We start from the raw sequence: 21,838 nt of genomic DNA, 5'->3' as shown, positions 1-21,838 counted from the left end.
ATCAAGCAAAAAAGATTTAATCGCTTTGCCAACTATATTTTATATTCGTTCTTACGAAACGAAAGTCAGCAGAAGCATAATGAATAGGAACGTCCTAGGCATTTATAGGACGTTTTTATTAATGAGAAATATAAAAATTATTTATGGATATATGCATACAGACTATTAATTGCAATTTACTCACAACTATGCTCAAAAACATGTGGAGCTTATTGTATGGTACTATCTGAAATTATAAAGATAAGTATATAGCTGATTCGATTGTGAGGATATAGGATATATCCCATTGAGATAAAGAAACGTGTGGAAATACATTTAATTATATCTAGCATATAAAAAATTTTGTATATGACTAACTTCATTTTTTAATGAATTAACTAACGAAAATAAAGCATTCACATCATTTTGCAATAGGGTAATCTGGTTCTCGATTTTTTTAAATTGTTTGTTTTGTTCTTCCCTGTATGTTTGCTCATTCTTTTCATTTAATTCTGATTGTTTTATATCCAGAAAAGTACCGCCAATAGATACTAAATCACCAATTGTTATAGTACTTGCTCCAATTAATGCAAGGATAAAACCTAAGTTGGATTCATTGGCCTGGTCAGGGGGGGGAGAAGAATCTGCCGTATTTTCTAATTGCTCTTCTTCTTCAATTTCCTCAACTTCGCTTGCCTCAAAGCTGATGCCGAGAACTGTAAGAAGGTTACCTATTGTGACAATCATTTGGCCAAATAAATCAACCTTATCTCCAAATTCAACAGGCAAAGATTCGATAAATTGATTTTCTGAGTCCTTTTTAATCAACTCTAATCACCTACTTGATTGTAGCCTGATTTTCTCCATAACTTTTAATGTAGTTTGATTTAAATCCTCTTGAATTCTTTTTAATGATGAAAAATCTTTCTCAAGTTCTATTTCATTTAATTCAAATAAATGATCCATACTATCAGTGTTAAATACGTTGTTTAGGCAATTTAGAATCCCTTGGAAGGATGATACTAGTTGAGTATGTTCAATGACTAAAAATGAGGGAGGAATTGTATTTTCTAAACAAAGAACGCTAGTCTGTGCAACATTTACTGCATTTTTTAAATCTATATAGTATTGTTCTGGGTTTATGATTAAACCATTATCAGCAAACTGTGGATAGATTTTATTTGATATATAGACTAAGTTACCGCCGGCTAATTGAAGAGCATGCCCATATTGTTTTATAGTGTTTGCCATATCTTTTCCCCTTTGATCTATAAAGTAAGTTAAAACAATATATGCCCAAAGATTAAAGAAGTTCCAAGAGTATATAATCTGGATGCCATTGTGATTACAGATGTCTTTTTTCAAATGATTAATATATGAATTGTAATATTCCACCAAATAAAAAAGGAGTTCCAATAAATCGTCAACATGACTTTTTGGAACGCCTCTATTTATAAAGAAATGCAATTTTATCTATTTATAGTATACAACTGAATTAACGGTTTGAAATTTGGAAAGATCCGACTCACTTATTGTTTGAGCGATTGCTTGGATGATAGCACCAATAGCTTGTATCCAGCTGCCTATGGAATTGAATTGCTGTCTCTTAAGACTAGTTGATGGTAAAAATCCCGCTATTACTAACATATTAATCCCAATGGTTTGTAACAAACCTCCGAATGCATTATATAGATTAGCAAGTTTGGTGATTCTTTCCAATGAATACATAAAAGACAAAACCGTGCCCAATGCTTGTCCTTCATTTCCTATATTGAATACGGTTTGTTGTGCATTTGAATCACTAAATGGAAGGATATAACCGGCCACTTCCGCAGACAAGCCGCCCGCCTGAATTATATTACCAACTTTATTTAGTGTCAGGACGCTCTCAGTGTCAACCAGGACTGTCGTAGCCGCAAGCTGAAGATTGTAACCAATTAAATTGATATCAGATGAGGCCTTATTATCGAGTGATATAGGTGGTGTATTCCCAATAGCAGTTACAATTCTGCCAAACGCGCCTACCCACATTGCACCTGTTGTAATCTGTGTTTTGGTTTCTATTTGAATCACCAACTTAATTTGTGGTTTTAGTCATACACCATCGTATTCAAATATGTAAATTTATGTTCTGCTAAATTAAATAACGAAAAATTCATGCAGCATGGTCCTATTTCCAGAATTTCTTCAAGAAGGATGTAAATAAAAGTGATGAATATGAACTTTGTTTTTTATAATAGCGAGAAATTTGAAGGAAATGTACCTACTTATATATGTAAGCATAAAAGTAATAAGTTGGGGGGCTGCCCGACCAACCGACATTGGGACACCACTAGAAATATTTCAAAATGTATAATCTCATCTATTGTTTTCGGCAGATTATCGGCAAACGTTAGACAGCTACTTTACACACAAAAAAAAGCCTTGATAAATCAAGGCTTTTCGTACGTCCCAGAGAGGATTCGAACCTCCGACCTACAGTTTAGGAAACTGTTGCTCTATCCTGCTGAGCTACTGGGACTTATGTAAGATACTTTATAATTATAATAATTTTATTACTAAAGGTCAACTTTATTAACCAATTAATATTCTAAATTAATAAATATGATTTTGTTTATTACGGAAAATGTTATAGGGTGTTAAATTCCATATCACTGAAATCTCGATCTATTTCAGTGATTCCTTTACCATAATAAGACCCTTTTCTTTCATTAAACATTCCAGTGCTGTTTTAAAGGTTGAGAATGCATGTAGTGAATTGGTAAAAGGTAATTGGGAAGAGACTAAGTCTTTTACAAATTCTGGTGATAATCCTACAACAAGGACTTGTATTCCCATCACTTTTAAGGAGGATATTAAGTTTCCTATATTCTCACCCATCAGTTCTAAATTATCACAATCTTTTAGAACGAAACCGGAAAAATCAAGTACAATGGAATCGATTTCTGAGTTGTTTACATAATTTAATATGATTTGAATAACCTGATCAAAGTAGGCTACTGAAACATCAAAAGTTAAAGGAACAAGTAAGGTGTCGGGTATGATGGAAGCGATCATCGGGACTGAAACTTTACGGTCCTTAGCTTCCAACTCCCTGACTTTCTCGGTTAAATCATTTATTTGCTTAAGAAGTAATTCTTTTTCGTTAGTCTCCATCTTCAACCTCGCTTATATAAAATATATACATTGACTTCAGGTATATTATTGTTTAATTCGGTAGTAACACAAGTAAATCCTTTATTTTTAAAAAAACTTCGAAATTAAACCGACTGATAAGAATACTATATATAAGGGTGGATTGTTTAGACCTAGAGTTTACATCTACACAGTATAAAAATATTTTTAGAGTGCTGCTAAAGATTCTGTAGAGTTATATATTTGCATTTACGTATACAAAAAACTATAAACCCAATAATAATTTTGAAATGGATATTTTTATAGGATTATCTAAATTATAAACAAATAAAGGTTTATTGCCTTTTTATTAGGATTGTTTAGTACTCAAAGGATGTTATTTTAATAAAATATGTGAAAGTTTTTTGAACTTTTAGATGAGGTTTATTATATTCATAAGTGGTTTCATTTTATATTATCATTAGTTTTATGTTATAGTTTTTCCTAACTATATTATTCAAGGAGGCTTACTTGATAGAAGGTGAAAGGCTTAGAATGATAATCCAATGCAACAGACTCCTTTTAAAGATGTTTTTCAATAGAGAAGGATCTTCCGCTTAACTCTTCTTGAATCGTGTCCTACCATGGTAAGGAAGGATAACGATTAATTTCTACTTTTAATTATATTTTCACCCAATTTGAGAGCATATAACATTCTCGGTTTGGTCTTTTGCATGCAGAAGAGTATTTAGAGATTATAAGGATGTAACCAAAACTAATAACAAAACGTAAAAAACTATGAAACTAGTAAAAATTTTTAAAAATAATTTGGAGGTGAATCCCTCTTAAGAGGGAAATAATTGGACATAACCACGATAATCAATCTTGTTTTACTTGTAGTACTAATAGGAGCCTCAGGGTTCTTTGTAGCATCTGAGTTTGCGGTAGTAAAAATTCGGATGTCCCGTATTGATCAATTAATTTCAGAAGGAAACAAAAAAGCAGTGCTTGCGAAAAAAGTAGCAAGTGACCTCGATTACTATCTTTCTGCCTGTCAGCTTGGTATTACCGTAACCACTTTAGGACTTGGTGCACTGGGTAAACCAGCGGTGGAAGGTCTATTGTATCCTTTGTTTAATCTTTTTAATGTGTCTGATGCTGTTGCATCAGCATTGTCCTATGCGATTGCATTTATACTGGTTACTTTCTTGCATGTTGTAGTGGGGGAAATGGCACCAAAAACGCTTGCGATCCAATTTGCCGAAAAACTCACACTAATGCTTGCGCCGCCTTTATATTGGTTTGGCAGAGTGCTGTCACCATTCATTAAAGCTTTAAATGGGACATCGAGGGTCATTCTTCGTGCATTTGGAGTCAAACCTGCTGGACATGAAGAGGCATATTCTGAGGAAGAACTAAAGATTATTATGACCCAAAGCTACCAGGGCGGGGAAATTGATCAAACGGAATTGGAATACATGGAAAACGTGTTTTCGTTTGATGAACGTGTAGCCAAGGATATAATGGTTCCAAGAACTGAATTGGTTACACTTGATTTGAATATGAATTATGATGAAATCGTGAGTATTATTGATGAACATAACTACACACGTTATCCGGTTGTTGAAGATGGGGATAAAGACAAGATTGTCGGTGTAGTGAATGTGAAAAAAATGCTGACCCATATTGCTGCCAAAAGAGAACGTAAACTTGAAGAATTTGTTAGAGACTTGCCTTATGTTCTTGAAGCCACCCATATACAGGATGCACTGTTGAAAATGCAACAGGAACGGGTACACATGGCTTTAGTCATTGATGAATACGGAGGCACTTCAGGTATTCTTACGATGGAAGATGTTCTGGAAGAAATTGTAGGAGAGATCCGCGATGAGTTTGACGCTGATGAAGTGGCCGATATCCGTAAAGTCGGAGAAAACCAATATATGATTAATGGACGAGTCCTTTTGAGTGAGATGGAGGAATTGTTTGGTCTCGAGTTTGAGGACAGTGAAGATATAGATACAGTCGGAGGCTGGATCCAATATCAAAAAATTGATACTGTTCAAAATGGAGATTCATTGGAGCATGGTAAGCATCTATGGACTGTCAAGGAAATGGATAACCACCAAATTAAACAAGTATTGTTTACTCAAAAGGTTAAGAAATAATCAAAAGGAATTATTGGAACAACAAATTTTTTTACTATTCTTGGAGGTGAATCCCCCTTTAAGGGGGAAATAATTGGACGGATCAATCGCATTAAATTTATTTTTAGTAGCTATATTTATTGGGCTCACTGCATTCTTTGTTGGTGCTGAATTTGCCATTTTGAAAGTAAGGATGTCCAGAATTGAACAATTGATTTCTGAAGGCAACAAAAAGGCGGTTCTTGCCAAAAAAGTTGCAGAAAATCTAGACTATTACCTGTCAGCATGTCAGTTGGGTATTACGGTTACAGGATTAATATTAGGTGCGTTGGGGGAACCAACAGTCGAAAAAATGCTCCATCCTGTATTTGATGAATGGGGAATATCAGAATCAGTATCTACTGTCCTGTCCTATGTAATCGCTCTTAGCATCGTTACGTTCTTACATGTTGTTATAGGTGAACTTGCTCCTAAAACATTGGCTATCCAATTTGCAGAAAGATTATCCTTGCTTTTATCGCCGCCACTATATTGGTTCGGAAGAGTTACAAAACCTTTTATTAATGCATTAAATGGTTCTGCACAATATATCCTTCGAATTTTTGGTGTACAGCCTGCTGGACATGATACAGTCCATTCGGAGGAAGAATTGAAACTAATTGTCACTCAAAGTTATGAGAGTGGAGAGATTAATCAAACTGAACTGGCTTATCTAGAGAACATCTTTGCATTTGATGAACGTATTTTAAAAGATATTATGATTCCAAGAAATCAAATTGTCACTTTGGATAAGCAAATGTCTCTTGAAGAAATTCTTGAAACGCTTGATCGCTATGAATATACCCGCTACCCTGTTACGGAAAATAGCGATAAAGATCTTCTGGTTGGATTTATTAACACAAAAGAAATGCTAACAAATATAGCAGCTGGACGTGAAAGACCAATTCAGGATTTTATTCATGATATGCCGCGTTTGAAATCAACTACTCATATCAAGGATGTATTATTAAAAATGCAGCAGAGTCGGATGCACATGGCAATCGTTGTAGATGAAAAAGGCACTATAGCCGGCTTGGTCACGATGGAAGACATACTAGAAGAAATCGTCGGAGAAATTAAAGATGAATATAATGGAGATGAACTGCCTGCAACTTAATGGCAAGTTCGTTCAATAGTATGTAGAAGGAGGAGGCTGTCCGTTGAGTCGTTTGTAAGACTTTTCGGAGCCTCTTTTTTATGCATTTAAATAGTGGAATACTGCTTGTTTTAAGTAATTATACTGAGAGTCATTGGTGTCCGAAGACCATTTAGAGCTTGATTTTAAAGACCATGAGTTAAGCAATGCCTTCTTTATTTGAGGAAGATGCTCAGTCTCCATACAAATACCTCCTTTATTTAATCTGATCTATTAGTAATGTCCTCAAAACTTTTATCTATAAAATAGCCTAAATTTCGGTAAAAAGTTAATAGTAAATGAGTTACGAAGATATATATGCTTTTTAAATATACTCTAATCAATTAAAGTTATCCATCAATTACCAGTTTAAACTTTTCAGAAACCTTGTAGTAAAATAGAAGTATCTTTAAAAAAATAATAAAAATGATACTATTAGCAAGTGGACTTTTTTAATTAGATTCTTAAGCTAAAGTAATGAACAAATTTTCATAGAAGGAGTTTGACCTGAAAATGGGAATCCCATTGATTATTGCGGAGAAACCGGATCAAGGAGTTACACTGGCATCTCCATTCTCTTTCAAAAAAAGGGACGGGTATTTAGAGATTGCTCCTAATGAAGTATTTCCGGAAGGGGCATTATGTTCATGGGCCATCGGACATTTAACCGAATTATCCTCACCGGAGAAATATAAACCGGAGTGGAAAAGATGGGCTATTGCCACATTGCCAATAATCCCTGATAAATTTACATATGAAGTAACAAAATCAAAAACGAAGCAATTTAACATTATCAAGCAATTATTGAAGCGACCAGATGTCGAATCAATTATTCATGCAGGTGATGCTGGGAGGGAGGGTGAATTAATCGTACGCAATATTATTGCGGTGAGCGGCGTTCGTAAACCGATGAAGCGTTTATGGATCTCTTCTTTAACGAAAAAATCCATATTAGAAGGATTTAACAGCCTCCGTGACAGCCAGGAAACCATACCTCTTTATCATGAAGCCTATACAAGATCGTGTGCAGATTGGCTTGTTGGCATGAATGCATCAAGAGCCTATTCCTTGCTGCTTAAACAAAAAGGGATGAATGATGTATTCTCTGCAGGAAGAGTACAGACACCTACACTAGCTTTAATAGTGAAACGGGAATTGGAGATTGAAAAATTTGAATCTAAGCCATTTTGGGAAGTCATTGCTACGTTTGATATAAATGGGCAGACTTATGAAGGAAAATGGGAAAAGGATCAGGAGTCCAGACTGGATAAGCAGGAGATGGCTCAAAATATTGCAGCTTTTTGTAAAAATAAAGATGCGAAAATTATAGAAATGAAGACGGAGCGTAAAGAATTCCAGCCGCCCTTATTATTTAATTTATCGGCCTTACAGGCAACCGCCAATAAAATGTATAAGTACTCACCAAAACAAACGCTGGATATCACGCAAAAACTGTATCAAAAGGGAATTGTCTCTTATCCGCGGAGTGATTCAAACTACGTGACTAAAGGAGAGGCGGAAACATTCCCGGAGATCCTATCGAAACTTGCTCAGTTCGAGGAATATAAATCATTCATACCCGTTCCAAACGAATCCATTATCAATAACTCTAGGTTTGTTAATGAAAAGAAAGTATCGGATCACTATGCGATTATTCCTACTGAACAGGTGACGAATCCAGCCAAGCTTTCAGGAGAAGAAAGGAATATCTATGATTTAATTGTGCGTCGTTTGATTGCTGCTCACTATGAATCAGCCATATTTGACTATACAACCCTCATAACATTAGTTGATGGAAGAGCAGAGTTCATTTCAAAAGGAAAGCAGCAAATACGAGAAGGCTGGCGACAAATTATTTTCCAGCAAGAAAAGGATGAAGATACCATCCTTCCGAATGTCCAAAAAGATGATGAAGGTAAAGTGAAAAGCGTTAAAGTAAAAGAAGGAAAAACGCAACCGCCTAAACGATATACCGAGGGACAATTAATTACGTTAATGAAAACGGCCGGTAAGCATCTTGATAATGAAGAACTCGAAAAAGTGCTAATGAAATCAGAAGGACTGGGAACGGAAGCAACAAGAGCGGGAATTATTACGATGCTGAAGGATAGAAAATATATAGATGTTAAAAAGAATCAAGTATTTGCGACTGATAAAGCGAAAGTGTTGATCAGAGCGATAGGCGACGAGATATTGGCTTCACCTGAAATGACAGCTAAATGGGAGCAGCGCTTGGCCGAAATCGGGCAAGGGAAAGCATCAGCTGCTCAATTTATGGAGCAGACAAAGAAATTAACGGGGAAGATTATTGAGGATGCTGTAAAAGGCTTTGAAACCTGGGATTTTACAGGATTAAAGGTTGAAACGATTGAACGTACCTCTTCTAAGTTTACAACAGGGAAAAAGGTAGGCGCCTGTCCGCTGTGTAAAGGGGATATAGTCGATAAGGGTGAATTTTATGGATGTGCGAATTATAAGCAAAACCAGTGTAAATTTACATTTTCGAAAAAAATCCTTGGAAAAAAGATTTCCCAAACCAATATGCAGAAATTATTAAAAGATGGGAAAACCAATGTCATAAAAGGGTTTAAAAAAGGAGAAAAATCATTTGACGCGGCGATTGAATGGAAGGACGGTAAAATTAATTTCCTGTTTTCAAATGAAATTGCTCCAAAAACTTAAAAATTTTTGTGCATTCAGGTATAATGGTCGAAGAAGTTTCCATTTGCGCTGGTAAATGGAGTACATATTATATTAAGGGAGTTTTTGTAAATGAGTAAAGTATTGATTTTTGGACATAAAAATCCAGATACTGACACAATTTGTTCAGCAATCGCTTATGCTGAATTAAAAAAAGAGTTGGGTGTTGAAGCAGAACCGATTCGACTTGGTGCGATTAATGGTGAAACACAATATGCGCTTGATACATTTAAAGTGGCAGCTCCCCGTTTGGTTGAGAAGGTTGCGGAAGAAACACAGGAAGTTATTCTTGTAGACCACAATGAAAGACAGCAAAGTGCGGATGATATCGATCAGGTTCGAGTATTAGAGGTTATTGATCACCACCGTATTGCAAATTTCGAAACAGCTGATCCATTGTATAACCGTGCTGAGCCGGTTGGATGTACAGCAACCATTTTAAATAAGCTATACAAAGAAAACGGAATACAAATCAAAAAAGAAGTAGCTGGCTTAATGTTATCCGCTATTATTTCTGATTCTTTATTATTTAAATCTCCAACTTGCACGGAGCAAGATGTTGCTGCTGCAAAAGAATTGGCTGAAATAGCTGGTGTTAATGCAGAAGAATACGGATTGGAAATGTTAAAAGCTGGAGCAGATTTAAGCAAGAAAACTATTGCAGAATTAATTTCTTTGGATGCTAAAGAGTTCTCCATGGGCACATCAAAAGTGGAAATTGCACAAGTGAATGCAGTTGATACAAACGATGTAATGGCGAAGCAAGCTGAACTCGAAGCAGCTATGCAGGCAGCTATTAATGAAAAGGGTCTGGATTTATTTCTATTAGTTGTAACAGATATCCTAACAAATGATTCTGTTGCCCTTGCTATTGGTGATAAAGCTGCAGCTGTTGAAAAAGCTTTCCATGTAACATTGGTAAATAATACAGCTGTTCTAAAAGGGGTTGTTTCCCGTAAGAAACAGGTAGTTCCAGCATTAACAGAAGCATTATCGTAAATTTTACTTGCAAAATTTCTGGCATGATGTTATATTAATATATGCGATGAGCTGAATTGTGTAAGTCGAGCACATACCTTATGGTACACACTATGTGGAGTGTGGTGACTCGCCTCAATTTTTTCGAACAAGGCACCTGTTTTTAACAGGTGCCTTTTTATATATTCATATCCAGAGTGTCGATTGGACATATCAATAATGGTACACAAATAGCGAGCTTTAAAATACATAATGCAGGCAGATCAATCAAAAAATAGTAAAGATAATAATCAGGTTTTCCGAATAGGGAATCGTTGAGAAGGCATTTAACCAAACTAATACATAAGCTCAAGTTAAGAACGATTTACATATGTTAATTAGTATTCAAGGAGGAAATAAAATGAATAAGAAAACAGTAGATGATTACTTACAGGAAGGGATACATGGCGTTAAAGAAATAAAGCCTGCTGAACGGAAAGAATTTCTTGGGAGCTTACGTGAACGTGTGGTTGTCGCATTAACACAGGCTCAGGTTTTTCAAAAACAAATCCCACATGGATTTATTGACCTATTGAAAAAAAATAAGGGCGCTAAGCTTTATTTAAATGGCCACATTAATTATTCCCATCTATCGAAATTCGTTAAAGCAGCAGATGAACATGGGATTCAATTTAAAATCGTGACCAATAAAGACTATAATTCACCTAATGGTTTGGTATTGGCCTATGATCATGCAATTAATAACGATAACATTACATTAGAAGAACCGGCACAGGAAGAAACTAATACTGAGGAGACAGAAAAAAAGACAGGTTTTTTTGAATCACTTAAGCAACTCTTTACAAAAAAATCATAAACAAAATGTCATAACTGTGCACCCCTTAATACGAGAAACAATACGGTGTCTGGATGCATGTTTCGGTTAGGTGAGTATGTGCCATCGACTATTCTAGTTTTAGTTTGTATGGTATAGTTATCAAATTAGAGATAATTTAGGTTTATGATTTGAGGGGCACAAAGAATGAATTCAACACAAGAGTATATTGAAGAATGGCAGGAAGCACTTGAAGAAGAGATTCAGTATTTAAAAAAATATGGAAGTACCCGCTATCACCTGATGAATGGCAATAAGATTATGTCAGGTGATTCTTTTACGTACTATTTTGAGTCATCCAGTATTTTGCGTATACCTGTTGGAACGATTGCTAAGCTGGAATGGGGCGGGAGTCGGTTTGATGCCAGAATCCTATCCTCTGAGGGCAATAGTTTGCTTCTGTCTATTGAACAATCAATAGGTGAATTGATTGAAGAGGCTACGATTTATCATGACCCATGGGAACTTTTAGATCAGCTAATTGAAAGACTGGATGATATCAGGAAAAGTAAGCGGAAAAGAAGTCGGGTTAAACGGATCATGGAGCCTTCCATGCCTGATAAACGAACGGACAAAACAAGTAAAAGCGCGGTACGCGAATTATATGCCAGATCAAAATATAACCCGGTCACATATGTTTGGGGACCGCCTGGTACAGGAAAAACGTATACTTTAGCACGAACGGCAGCCAATAAATATTTTAAAAAGAAACGTATATTAGTTCTCTCTCACAGTAATCAGGCTGTGGATGTCCTGCTTGCCGAAATTACGGCATTTGTTAAACGAGCGGATCGTTTTCATGAAGGAGATATTTTACGTTACGGCTCTCAAACTGGTGAGGGTCTTCTGATGCATGGGGATATATTGCCGGCTAAATTATTGGAAAGTCATGATGGACATTTAGTGAAGGAAAGGGATTCGATTAATGAAGAAAAGAAACTGCTAAAAAAAGATCTGTCTCTGTCTTTTAGCGTACGTGACTCGGAGCAGCTTCTTGACCTTGAAAAAAAACTGGGCAGAATCTTAGAGAAAATAAGGCAAAAAGAAATTCATTTAGTCAAAAATGCCTTCATTGTTGGGACTACCTTGGCGAAAGCAGCAATGGACCCGAGTATTTTTGAACAAGAGTATGATCTAGTTATCATTGATGAAGCCAGTATGGCCTTTATCCCGCAAATTGCCTTTGCCGGCGCACTTGCCAAGCGTTGTATTATTTGTGGGGATTTTAAGCAATTACCTCCTATTGCGGTTTCGAGGGGAGAGCTTGTAGACCGCTGGCTGAAGGAGGACATCTTCCATCGTGCCGGTGTTGCTGATATTGCACGTGGGGGAAAACTTCATACTCATTTGTTTTTATTAAAGGAACAGAGGAGAATGCATCCGGATATCTCCGCTTTTACGAACAAATATGTTTATAATTCACTGGTTGGCGATCATCCAAGTGTTCATATAAATAAAAAAGATATCGTTTCAAAGACACCTTTTGTAGATCGTGCTTCCGTACTGTTAAATACGAGCTTCACAGGGGAACACTGCTTTACGGGCACTTCCTCTGGTTCTAGAATGAATTTGATGAATCTATTGTTATCCTTTCAGGTTATTCATGAAGCCTACAGCAATGGGAGTAAATCAATCGGTTATGCAACCCCTTATCGTGCGCAGGCACAATTGATGGAAACATTAATTAAAGATCTATATGAGGAAGAGAACGGCCTGCATGATATATTGGCTGCCACTGTCCATCGTTTCCAGGGAAGTGAACGGGAAGTAATGGTATTTGATAGTGTTGATAGTTATCCGCAAAATCGGGCAGGGATGCTTTTAACGGGCAGGGAAAGTGAACGGCTGTTAAATGTTGCAATTACCAGAACAAAAGGGAAACTGATTCATGTCAGCGATGTGGAGTTTATAGAATCAAAAGTTTCGCATACAAAAACTCTTCATCAGCTCGTTCAATATCAAATGAAACGGAATCAAATGGTCAATATGGATCAAATAGGCAAATGGATTGCCAACCATCATCCAAAATTACAATGGATTTATGCAAGAAATTTGGAAGGGTTCTATCAGGATTTAAAAAAAGCCCAATCTTCCATTATCCTTTCCTTGCCAAATTCCAGTGTGTTATCATCGGATTTTGTTCAAAGAGTGAAGACGAGGAACTCAAGAACAAGACTGATGATGTATTCTCCAGATTCCCATTCCTATTTGGATCCGGATATCCATCTTCAGAATGGGCCAAGCTTCACATTTGTCATCCTTGACCAAAAAGTATTGTGGTTGGGGGTTCCTCTTGAAGCCAATAAACGTGTTCATCCGCCATACATTGGAATTCGATTGGAATCCGAAGCATTTATCAATCAATTTCTCCAGCAATTGCCTAAATAAATTGTCGGAATTTTAGTTGCTATTTTCACATATAAGATTTATAATTCTATATGTTGTTATCATTTTATATCTAAAATACTATATATTGAGTTTAACGTGTTTAAGGTGTCGTATTACGACTTAATAGGGAATCCGGTTAAAATCCGGAACTGTACCCGCAACTGTAAATGCTGATGAAATAAGTAAACCACTGTAGAGAAATCTATGGGAAGGACTTAGAGTAAAGCGAAGCATGAGTCAGGAGACCTGCCTTTTTCACTGGTTTGCCTTTATCGGGAGCAATGAGGGTGGAACGGATGAAATAGCAATATTGAACAGTTCAATCTTGTTATTATTTCTTTTCCCATTGCTTATTTTTAGGCAATGGGATTTTTTGCGTGGAGGGAACAGACGTTTTTAATCGATTTATCGGCAAACAATAAGGGGGAAATTAGTATGGCAGTATCTTACGAATCAAACTATGCAAGTCTGGAAGTCATAAATTTAAAAAGCATAGAAACATACATAAAGGAATGTGTTAGTTCCTATACATCTATTTATTCAGCAGAGGAATACTTAGAAAAAATCAAGACAGCACTTGAGTATAAGTCTGACTATAGCAAGAAAGAGTTGGTGAATTTACTGGTACTAAGCGCCGTAGAGCGTATCTCTGCTGATGAGCCTGATTGGACATTTGTGGCGGCAACTATTTATTTAGACCAGTTATATGATAAAGCTTCAAAAAGCCGGGGATATGATTTAACACACAAATATGGGAGCTTTCATCAGCTTGTTGAACTATTGACTGATATGGGGATTTATAATCCAGCATTGTTAAATGAATATACGGAAGACGAAATCAATGAACTCGAAGCAGTCATCGATTCATCAAAAGATCAGTTGTTTACGTATATTGGCATTCGGACGCTGGCAGATCGCTATTTAGCCAAATCTCATCATGGAAGCTTATATGAACTTCCTCAGGAACGGTTTATGATTATTGCCATGACATTAATGATGAATGAGCCTAAAGAACAGCGAATCAAATTAATAAGAGAAGCATATTGGGCCTTATCCAATCTATATATGACGGTGGCAACTCCTACGCTTTCTAATGCTGGGAAAAGCTATGGCCAATTATCCAGTTGTTTTATCGATACTGTTGATGATAGTTTGCAAGGTATCTATGATTCAAACACCGATATTGCCAATCTATCTAAAAATGGCGGAGGAATAGGTGTTTATTTAGGGAAAATTAGAGCGCGAGGCAGTGATATTAAAGGATTTAAGGGTGTTTCCTCAGGAGTTATACCATGGATGAAGCAATTAAATAATACCGCCGTCAGTGTGGACCAACTGGGCCAAAGACAGGGTGCCATTGCAGTTTATCTGGATGTTTGGCATAAGGATATATTTGCCTTCCTCGAAGCGCGTTTAAATAATGGGGATGAACGTTTTCGAACGCATGATTTATTTACTGGTGTTTGCATTCCGGATTTATTTATGGAAATGGTCAAGGAGCGGGGTACCTGGTATTTATTTGATCCGCATGAAGTAAGAAAAGTAATGGGATATTCTCTTGAAGATTATTTTGATGAAGAAGCAGGGGATGGCCAATTCAGACAAAAATATACTGAATGTATCAATCATCCGCAGCTTTCCAAAAAAGAAATACCTGCCATTGAAGTGTTTAAGGCGATCATGATTTCTCAGCTTGAAACAGGAACACCTTATATGTTTTATCGGGATACGGTCAACCGCTCTAATGCTAATCGCCATAAAGGAATGATATATTGCAGTAATTTATGTACGGAAATTATGCAAAATCAAAGTGCTACCAAAGTTATTGAACAAAGAACCGAGGATGGGAAAATTATTATTGAAAAAACACCGGGTGACTTTGTTGTATGTAATCTTTCGTCTATCTCCCTTGCCAAAGCTGTAAAGGAAGATGTCCTTGAACGCTTAATTAAGATACAGGTGAGAATGCTTGATAATGTCATTGATTTAAATAATATCCCGGTCATTCAGGCAAATATAACGAATAAAAATTATCGTGCTATAGGACTTGGGACATTTGGCTGGCATCATTTATTAGCGCTTGAGGGCATTGCCTGGGAATCAGAGAAAGCCGTTGAATACTGTGACCGATTATACGAAAAAATCGCTTATTTAACGATTAAATCAAGTGTGGATTTAGCTGGTGAAAAAGGTGCTTACCCATTTTTTGAAGGATCTGATTGGGAGACCGGATCTTATTTTGACCAAAGAGGCTATGATTCAGATGCTTGGAGTCAATTGAAAAATAGAGTGCATACATCCGGAATTCGAAATGGCTATCTTATGGCCGTAGCACCAAATTCTTCAACTGCGATTATTGCCGGTTCTACATCCGGAATTGATCCAATTTTCAGAAGGGAATATTCCGAAGAGAAGAAGAATTACCGTATTCCAGTGACTGCACCTGACTTGAATCTGGAGACAATGTGGTATTATAAATCCGTTTATTTAATTGACCAAAAATGGAGCATTCTCCAAAATGCACGTCGTCAAAAACATATCGACCAAGGAATCTCGTTTAATTTGTATGTCCGTAATGATATTAAAGCACGTGATTTATTAGACTTGCATCTGCTTGCATGGGAGACCGGATTAAAAACAACATACTATGTACGTTCTACTTCAAGCGCTGTTATAGAAGAATGCGAAAGCTGCCAATAAGGATGGGGGAAATATAATGGATACAAAAACAATAGTGGAAAAACGTAAATTAGTCGATCGGGAAGCACCGAATAGTTCAACGGGTATTATTAATGGCAGAAATTCAAATATTTTAAATTGGGATGATGTGCGCTATCCATGGGCATATCCTAAATATAAAGTAATGCTATCTAATTTTTGGACGCCTTTTGAAATTAATATGGTGAATGATGCGAAACAATTTCCAAATCTTTCAGAAATTGAACAAGAATCCTTTCTAAAAATTATAGGCTTGTTGGCATTGCTTGATAGTATCCAGTCTGACTATGCCAGTAAAGTCGCCGACTATCTGACCGATTCATCTCTGAATGCATTGATGATTATGCTGGCGCAGCAAGAAGTCATTCATAACCATTCCTACTCCTATGTATTGTCAAGTATTGTCCAGAAAAGCAAGCAAGATGAAGTTTTTGAATATTGGAGAACTGAAGAGATTTTGCGTAAACGAAATGATTTTATTACTGATGGCTATCGGGATTTCACAGAAAACCCAACAATTGAAAATCTGCTTAAATCGATTATCTATGATGTAATCCTAGAAGGGCTCTTCTTTTACTCAGGCTTTGCTTTCTTTTATAATTTGGCCAGAAACCAAAAGATGGTGGCAACTTCAACGATGATTAATTATATAAATCGAGACGAGCAGATCCATGTTGGGCTGTTTGAGAAGATTTTTAAAGAAATATTGGCTGAACATCCTGAAACAAATACAGAAGAATTGAAAAATTTTGCGATTGAAACCTTCCGAACTGCTGCAGAGCTTGAGATTGAATGGGGTTATAAAGTTATAGGAAATAAAATCGAGGGAATTACGATGGCTGAGCTCGAACAATATATCCAGTTTATGGCTAATAAGCGTTGCAATCAATTGGGGTATGGAAGATCTCCGTTTCCAGAGGTTCCGAACAAAAATCCATTAAGATGGATTGTTGCCTATCAGGAAGTGGATTTAGGCAAGACGGATTTCTTTGAGCAGAAATCAAGACAATATACAAAAACAACAGATACCAATGGATTTGATGAACTGTAAATGTAAAAAGACGCCATTACGGCGTCTTTTTGCTTGAAGGCATCCTTACCAGCGGTGAGCTTTCGCATTGCTCCTCAAAATGATATTGGTTTGGGACATTGCAGTATGTCCGTTAACCTGTGATTTTGAGCGCTTCCGCCTTGTCCAGTTATGGTGAAAAAGAGAAGAGTGTGGATCTAAATGATTCCGATAACTCATTGCTTATCACCCCATCAGTAGGATACGTTCTGATGTCCCTTTTGAGGACATCAAGTATAGGATATACAAAATGAGTGCCTTTTAATCTCGGGAAAAGTTCACGAATTATTTTCTATATTATGATAAAATATATATAATATGGATATTGATAGTGGATAATTATGCGAAATTTGGAATATGAACAATAATAACGGAGAAATCTATGCCGCGGTCTCCCATTTTGACAGAATGATTTATAAAATCATCTGTTAAAGGGGAAAATACGATGAAATAGCACTGAAAGAAGTCCGGAAGAATGATATGACTGTTGTTTATAGTCAAGAAGCCTATCCAATCCAACGTTTTATGATGTTGGTACTTTTATATCTAAAAGCCATTCCCTGGAAAGTACCGAGTTTTGAGTTGGATCATTAATTGGATGTATGATATATAATCCACCAGATTATTCAGTCGGATGGGTACTTTGATGTAACACATCATCGAATTATCCTTATTGCGGAACCTGTATAAGTAAATGTGTTATTGAATAAAAGTCGGGCTTTCTTATAGTTTGTTTTCTGCTTATGAGCCAGCACTTCTTTCAGATAAAATTTGTCCAAAAGAAAGATTGCTGTTTCTAATTTTCGTAAAATTAAAGTTAGCATATTTATCTGAAACATCAATTTTTACAGATATGTTATAGTAGCTTAGTGATTGATTTTAATTTATTGGCAGAAATCCATACAGAAACATTCCTCGATATTGTCAAGAAAGATCAGCTTGTTCTCTTTTCAATTTCTTCACCATGTAAAATACACTCTCCCGCAAAATGATAACTAACATCTAAAGAGGTATGTTATATTTTTTTAAAACTATATTAATTTAGGAAATTTAACTCATATTATACTTGTAGCAGCCAGCCTTAAATAGATACTTTTGGTCTTTAATTAATGTGTCAGTTGGCTTATTATAAATGGTATTGGTCTTTCATAGTATATATGGTAGACCTATTATAATTTGGAAAATGTTTGAAAAGTGAGCGCGGTGATAAATATATAGATATCTAGCACTCTAAAGAATCAGTTTGTACTAATAGGAGGAAGTATAAAGTTGTTTAAAGAATTTTCCATCTCGCGGACATCATGTCTTGGCAAATCCCCGATTTATCAGGCAACCATCACAAGTGAAGGGCATGTAAGTTGGCAGGGTGAGAAGTATGTTTCATATATAGGCGTTAAGAACTTTACGGTTTCTAAGCAAAGAGTTAAAAAAATTGAAGATCTCTTGCTATCATTCGATTACAAAAACTTCATTTATAATACTACTGCACAAATTGTGCCGGATAGCCCGACTTGTGTTACCCGATTGGTATATCAATTTGGCGAACATAAGACAGTGGTACATGATTTGGGTGACGAGGATGCTGCTTGTGATAATAGTAAGCATACATTGAAAAAATTGGATGCCTTTGAAAGAAAAATGGAAGAATTATTGGGATTAAAGAATTTAATTAAACAACCTCTCTATCTCTTCCATATTAAAAGAAAGTCGAACTCACATGAGGAATATGTAATATCCAGCTCCAATCAAGCTGATGCATTTCAAATGATTAATGTGAATGAGGCTAATTATCATAACTGGCAGATTGATAAGTTAGGAAAAGATAGTACAGGTCGTATACATCCATATATCATTATGAGCTCGGAGCGCTAAAACATTTGATTATGAGAAATAGTCGATGAATTGGAGTTTTTTTATTAATTTTAAGTTTGCTACTTGCAGGTTCCCTATTTGAGGAGTACAATTAATTTTATTAATTATTCTGACAATTTAAAGGGGACATCACATGGATACTCAACTAATTTCTATCACAAAAACCAATTATAAAAAAGAAAAGCCCAATCCTGAAACACTTGGCTTCGGAAGAATTTTTACGGATCATATGTTTATTATGGATTATGATGAAGAATTGGGTGGGTGGCATGATCCGAGGATTATTCCCTATCAACCTATTACACTTGAGCCTTCCTGCATGACTTTTCACTATGGACAAACGGTTTTTGAAGGGCTAAAAGCATATCGTACTCACGATAATCGGGTTTTTCTGTTTAGACCGGAAAAGAATTTTGAACGGATGAACAAATCTAATGATCGTTTATGCATCCCCCATATAGATGAGTCGTTTGTTATCAAGGCATTGGAAATCCTAATCGATATTGATCGTGAATGGATTCCGGACCGGGAAGGTACTTCTTTATACGTACGGCCGTTTATTATTGCAACAGAACCTTATTTGGGTGTTGCACCGTCCAAGCATTATCAGTTCATAATCATTTTGTCACCAGTGGGAGCGTATTATAAAGAGGGAATCAATCCCGTTCGAATTGGTGTTGAGAAAGATTACGTACGATCTGTAAAGGGCGGTACAGGGATGGCCAAAACAGGCGGTAATTATTCATCCAGTCTTAAAGCACAGGAATTGGCAGAAGCACTTGGCTGTTCACAGGTGCTTTGGCTTGATGGAATTGAGAAAAAGTATATCGAAGAAGTCGGAAGCATGAACGTCTTCTTTAAAATAAATGGTGAGGTTGTCACGCCTGCATTAAACGGCAGTGTATTGGATGGTGTGACTCGTCAATCAATTATTCAGCTATTACAACATTGGAACATCCCAGTTACAGAACGTCGAGTTTCTATGCAGGAGATTATTGAGGCTAATAAAAATGGGAAATTGGAAGAAGCCTTTGGGACAGGAACAGCAGCAGTAGTTTCGCCAATTGGTGAATTATTATGGGATAATGAAATTTTAACCATCAACAAAGGGAAAATAGGAACGTTAACGCAAAAATTATATGATACCATCACAGGAATACAAAATGGAAAAGTAGAAGATCCATTCAATTGGATAAAGGAAGTCAAAGAAGAAAGCCAGATACATGTATATAAATAAAAAGTTTTGAAAGAGAATCGTGGGTAACCACGGTTTTTTTTATGCCTTTTTGTTTGGTTAATATTAATTTGGAAAGTGTATATATAAGATAGTTAAACTATTTAATTATAATATGGTATAATAATTAAGCAAAAAAATTAAAATTATTCTCGATGTAAGAGAGGACAATATAGGATGGATGGTAAAGAAAATCAAATAGAAGAATTTGAAAGTATATTGATTTCAACAATTAGAACAATCATGTCGGAGATTACGCAGCATCAGGATTTGGGGATTACCGGATCGCAATTTCATTTGTTAAATAAAATTGAAAAAGAAAAAGTGACAAACGTTAAACATTTAGCGAAAATCCTCAATGTGAAACCAAGCGCGATCACCGTCATGCTTGAAAGGCTGGTGCAGCATGGATTTGTTTCAAGAGTTCAAGATGAGAAGGATAGAAGGTTTGTCGCTGTAACACTTACCGAAGAGGGGGTTCAAGTTCTTCAGAAGGCAAGAGAGAACTCCCGAGAAATTTTAAAAAAGTATGCAGCTTTACTGGATGAACACGAACTGAAGATATTAAATTCTATTCTTCAAAAATTTACTGATTATCAATCAAAATAATAAATATTTATAAAGAAAGAAGGAATAGTTTTGCCAAAAACACATAAAAAAGCATCTATATTAAAAATACTAACAAGATTTTTCTTCATTACACTTGGTGCAGTCATGATGGCTGTTGCATTGGAACTCTTCTTGGTACCAAACAGTGTCATTGATGGTGGAATAACTGGGATATCCATTATGCTTTCACATATAACCAAATTACAGTTGGGACTATTCATCTTTATTATTAACTTGCCATTCCTTTATATTGGATACAAACAAATTGGTAAAACTTTTGCGATTTCCTCTATTTATGGTATTGCTGTCCTTTCTGTTAGTACAGCAATGTTGCATCATATTGAGCCATTTACAGATGAGAAAATCCTGGCTGTGTTATTTGGAGGATTGATTCTTGGACTTGGAGTTGGGATTGTCATTCGTGTTGGCGGTGCCCTTGACGGTACAGAAATCATAGCGATTTTATTATCTAAGAAATTAAGATTACCAGTTGGACAAATCATTATGTTCATAAATGTTTTCATCTTTATAGCTGCAGGTTTCGTATTTGAATGGGATTCTGCAATGTATTCTATTTTCGCGTATTATATGGCCGCTAAGGTTATGGATATCGTAGTAGAAGGTTTAAATGAATCTAGATCTGTAACGATTATTTCCAACGAATATGCAGAAATTTCAGAGGCTATTCAGGATCGCCTTGGAAGATCGACCACGTTTATTTATGCAAAGGGTGGCTACCTAAAGGAAGATACGCAAATGGTTTATTGCGTAATGACACGTCTGGAATTGGCTAAATTAAAAGATGTTGTACATGATATTGATGAAAATGCCTTTATAGCGATTCAGAACGTTTCTGATGTTATGGGCGGTAACTTTGAAAAGAAAAACATACACTAATATTTAATACGATAGCAGCTCATCATTGGGCTGCTATTTTTGTTAGTTGAATAAATTACAAATATTTCTAGAGTAAAAATAATAT

The 21,838-nt window shown here is 36.0% G+C and carries 18 protein-coding genes, 1 tRNA gene and 1 riboswitch; of the genes, 12 read left to right on the top strand and 7 right to left on the bottom strand.

Features of this window, described 5'->3' with window-relative positions; all coding sequences use genetic code 11:
* Positions 1-315: 315 nt before the first annotated feature.
* From FHY47_RS04970 to FHY47_RS04950, 5 genes are all read right to left on the bottom strand, one after another.
* Positions 316-807: a hypothetical protein gene (locus FHY47_RS04970; RefSeq protein WP_148629767.1), complete on the bottom strand. Its 492-nt coding sequence runs from the start codon at positions 805-807 to the stop codon at positions 316-318.
* Positions 808-813: 6 nt separating this feature from the next.
* Positions 814-1,230, bottom strand: coding sequence for a hypothetical protein (locus FHY47_RS04965; protein WP_066103550.1), 417 nt, complete (start codon positions 1,228-1,230; stop codon positions 814-816).
* A 222-nt stretch (positions 1,231-1,452) separates the two neighbouring features.
* Positions 1,453-2,052, bottom strand: a complete 600-nt coding sequence (locus tag FHY47_RS04960) for a DUF6944 family repetitive protein (protein ID WP_066103552.1) — start codon at positions 2,050-2,052, stop codon at positions 1,453-1,455.
* A gap of 374 nt (positions 2,053-2,426) precedes the next feature.
* Positions 2,427-2,500, bottom strand: a tRNA-Arg gene (locus tag FHY47_RS04955).
* A gap of 146 nt (positions 2,501-2,646) precedes the next feature.
* Complete coding sequence (locus tag FHY47_RS04950) at positions 2,647-3,135, bottom strand: STAS domain-containing protein (protein WP_066103554.1); 489 nt, start codon at positions 3,133-3,135, stop codon at positions 2,647-2,649.
* An 818-nt stretch (positions 3,136-3,953) separates the two neighbouring features.
* Here FHY47_RS04950 and FHY47_RS04945 point away from each other — a divergent pair.
* Complete coding sequence (locus FHY47_RS04945; RefSeq protein WP_140461512.1) at positions 3,954-5,261, top strand: hemolysin family protein; 1,308 nt, start codon at positions 3,954-3,956, stop codon at positions 5,259-5,261.
* Between the two features lie 73 nt (positions 5,262-5,334).
* On the top strand, positions 5,335-6,396 hold the full coding sequence (locus FHY47_RS04940; protein WP_140461511.1) for a hemolysin family protein: 1,062 nt from the start codon (positions 5,335-5,337) through the stop codon (positions 6,394-6,396).
* 78 nt (positions 6,397-6,474) lie between these two features.
* Here FHY47_RS04940 and FHY47_RS18860 read toward each other — a convergent pair whose 3' ends face one another.
* Complete coding sequence (locus FHY47_RS18860; protein ID WP_175354252.1) at positions 6,475-6,618, bottom strand: hypothetical protein; 144 nt, start codon at positions 6,616-6,618, stop codon at positions 6,475-6,477.
* Between the two features lie 315 nt (positions 6,619-6,933).
* Here FHY47_RS18860 and FHY47_RS04935 point away from each other — a divergent pair, with 315 nt between their 5' ends.
* From FHY47_RS04935 to FHY47_RS04910, 6 genes are all read left to right on the top strand, one after another.
* Positions 6,934-9,096 (top strand): DNA topoisomerase III, encoded by a 2,163-nt coding sequence (locus FHY47_RS04935; protein WP_066104290.1) that lies wholly within the window; start codon positions 6,934-6,936, stop codon positions 9,094-9,096.
* A gap of 90 nt (positions 9,097-9,186) precedes the next feature.
* Positions 9,187-10,113, top strand: coding sequence for a manganese-dependent inorganic pyrophosphatase (locus FHY47_RS04930; RefSeq protein ID WP_148629766.1), 927 nt, complete (start codon positions 9,187-9,189; stop codon positions 10,111-10,113).
* Between the two features lie 379 nt (positions 10,114-10,492).
* Positions 10,493-10,948: a YueI family protein gene (locus FHY47_RS04925; protein ID WP_066103561.1), complete on the top strand. Its 456-nt coding sequence runs from the start codon at positions 10,493-10,495 to the stop codon at positions 10,946-10,948.
* 165 nt (positions 10,949-11,113) lie between these two features.
* Complete coding sequence (locus tag FHY47_RS04920) at positions 11,114-13,354, top strand: DEAD/DEAH box helicase (protein ID WP_148629765.1); 2,241 nt, start codon at positions 11,114-11,116, stop codon at positions 13,352-13,354.
* 86 nt (positions 13,355-13,440) lie between these two features.
* Positions 13,441-13,622: riboswitch (cobalamin riboswitch) on the top strand.
* Between the two features lie 167 nt (positions 13,623-13,789).
* Positions 13,790-16,054 carry a ribonucleoside-diphosphate reductase subunit alpha gene (locus FHY47_RS04915; RefSeq protein ID WP_148629764.1) on the top strand — a complete coding sequence of 755 codons (2,265 nt, stop codon included), beginning with the start codon at positions 13,790-13,792 and terminating at the stop codon, positions 16,052-16,054.
* A gap of 16 nt (positions 16,055-16,070) precedes the next feature.
* Positions 16,071-17,123 (top strand): ribonucleotide-diphosphate reductase subunit beta, encoded by a 1,053-nt coding sequence (locus FHY47_RS04910; RefSeq protein ID WP_148629763.1) that lies wholly within the window; start codon positions 16,071-16,073, stop codon positions 17,121-17,123.
* Positions 17,124-17,168: 45 nt separating this feature from the next.
* Here the strand turns inward: FHY47_RS04910 and FHY47_RS04905 are convergent, their stop codons facing one another.
* On the bottom strand, positions 17,169-17,321 hold the full coding sequence (locus FHY47_RS04905; protein ID WP_077248014.1) for a YpzG family protein: 153 nt from the start codon (positions 17,319-17,321) through the stop codon (positions 17,169-17,171).
* A 1,089-nt stretch (positions 17,322-18,410) separates the two neighbouring features.
* Between FHY47_RS04905 and FHY47_RS04900 the strand changes: the two genes are divergently transcribed.
* The 4 genes from FHY47_RS04900 to FHY47_RS04885 all read left to right on the top strand — a co-directional run bounded on the left by FHY47_RS04900 (position 18,411) and on the right by FHY47_RS04885 (position 21,753).
* A complete protein-coding gene (locus FHY47_RS04900) occupies positions 18,411-19,013 on the top strand; it encodes a DUF6438 domain-containing protein (RefSeq protein WP_139891881.1) in 603 nt (200 codons plus the stop codon).
* A 133-nt stretch (positions 19,014-19,146) separates the two neighbouring features.
* Entirely contained in the window at positions 19,147-20,250 is a 1,104-nt protein-coding gene (locus tag FHY47_RS04895) for a branched-chain amino acid aminotransferase (protein ID WP_066103569.1), read from the top strand.
* Positions 20,251-20,424: 174 nt separating this feature from the next.
* Positions 20,425-20,856: a MarR family winged helix-turn-helix transcriptional regulator gene (locus FHY47_RS04890; RefSeq protein ID WP_066103571.1), complete on the top strand. Its 432-nt coding sequence runs from the start codon at positions 20,425-20,427 to the stop codon at positions 20,854-20,856.
* A 30-nt stretch (positions 20,857-20,886) separates the two neighbouring features.
* Positions 20,887-21,753 (top strand): YitT family protein, encoded by an 867-nt coding sequence (locus tag FHY47_RS04885; protein WP_066103573.1) that lies wholly within the window; start codon positions 20,887-20,889, stop codon positions 21,751-21,753.
* The last annotated feature ends 85 nt before the right edge of the window (positions 21,754-21,838 follow it).

Origin of the sequence: Bacillus sp. E214, assembly GCF_008087365.1 — a bacterium.
In the GTDB taxonomy this organism is placed as follows: Bacteria; Bacillota; Bacilli; order Bacillales; family Pradoshiaceae; genus Pradoshia.
This window is presented reverse-complemented; position numbering and strand designations above follow the sequence as displayed.

Excerpts from the sequence above, each read along its gene's own strand:
- FHY47_RS04890 (WP_066103571.1), top strand. The coding sequence starts at position 20,425 with ATGGATGGTAAAGAAAATCAAATAGAAGAATTTGAAAGTATATTGATT.
- FHY47_RS04905 (WP_077248014.1), bottom strand. The coding sequence starts at position 17,321 with ATGAGTTATCGGAATCATTTAGATCCACACTCTTCTCTTTTTCACCAT.
- FHY47_RS18860 (WP_175354252.1), bottom strand. The coding sequence starts at position 6,618 with ATGGAGACTGAGCATCTTCCTCAAATAAAGAAGGCATTGCTTAACTCA.
- FHY47_RS04950 (WP_066103554.1), bottom strand. The coding sequence starts at position 3,135 with ATGGAGACTAACGAAAAAGAATTACTTCTTAAGCAAATAAATGATTTA.
- FHY47_RS04930 (WP_148629766.1), top strand. The coding sequence starts at position 9,187 with ATGAGTAAAGTATTGATTTTTGGACATAAAAATCCAGATACTGACACA.
- FHY47_RS04920 (WP_148629765.1), top strand. The coding sequence starts at position 11,114 with ATGAATTCAACACAAGAGTATATTGAAGAATGGCAGGAAGCACTTGAA.
- FHY47_RS04915 (WP_148629764.1), top strand. The coding sequence starts at position 13,790 with ATGGCAGTATCTTACGAATCAAACTATGCAAGTCTGGAAGTCATAAAT.
- FHY47_RS04965 (WP_066103550.1), bottom strand. The coding sequence starts at position 1,230 with ATGGCAAACACTATAAAACAATATGGGCATGCTCTTCAATTAGCCGGC.
- FHY47_RS04910 (WP_148629763.1), top strand. The coding sequence starts at position 16,071 with ATGGATACAAAAACAATAGTGGAAAAACGTAAATTAGTCGATCGGGAA.
- FHY47_RS04925 (WP_066103561.1), top strand. The coding sequence starts at position 10,493 with ATGAATAAGAAAACAGTAGATGATTACTTACAGGAAGGGATACATGGC.
- FHY47_RS04895 (WP_066103569.1), top strand. The coding sequence starts at position 19,147 with ATGGATACTCAACTAATTTCTATCACAAAAACCAATTATAAAAAAGAA.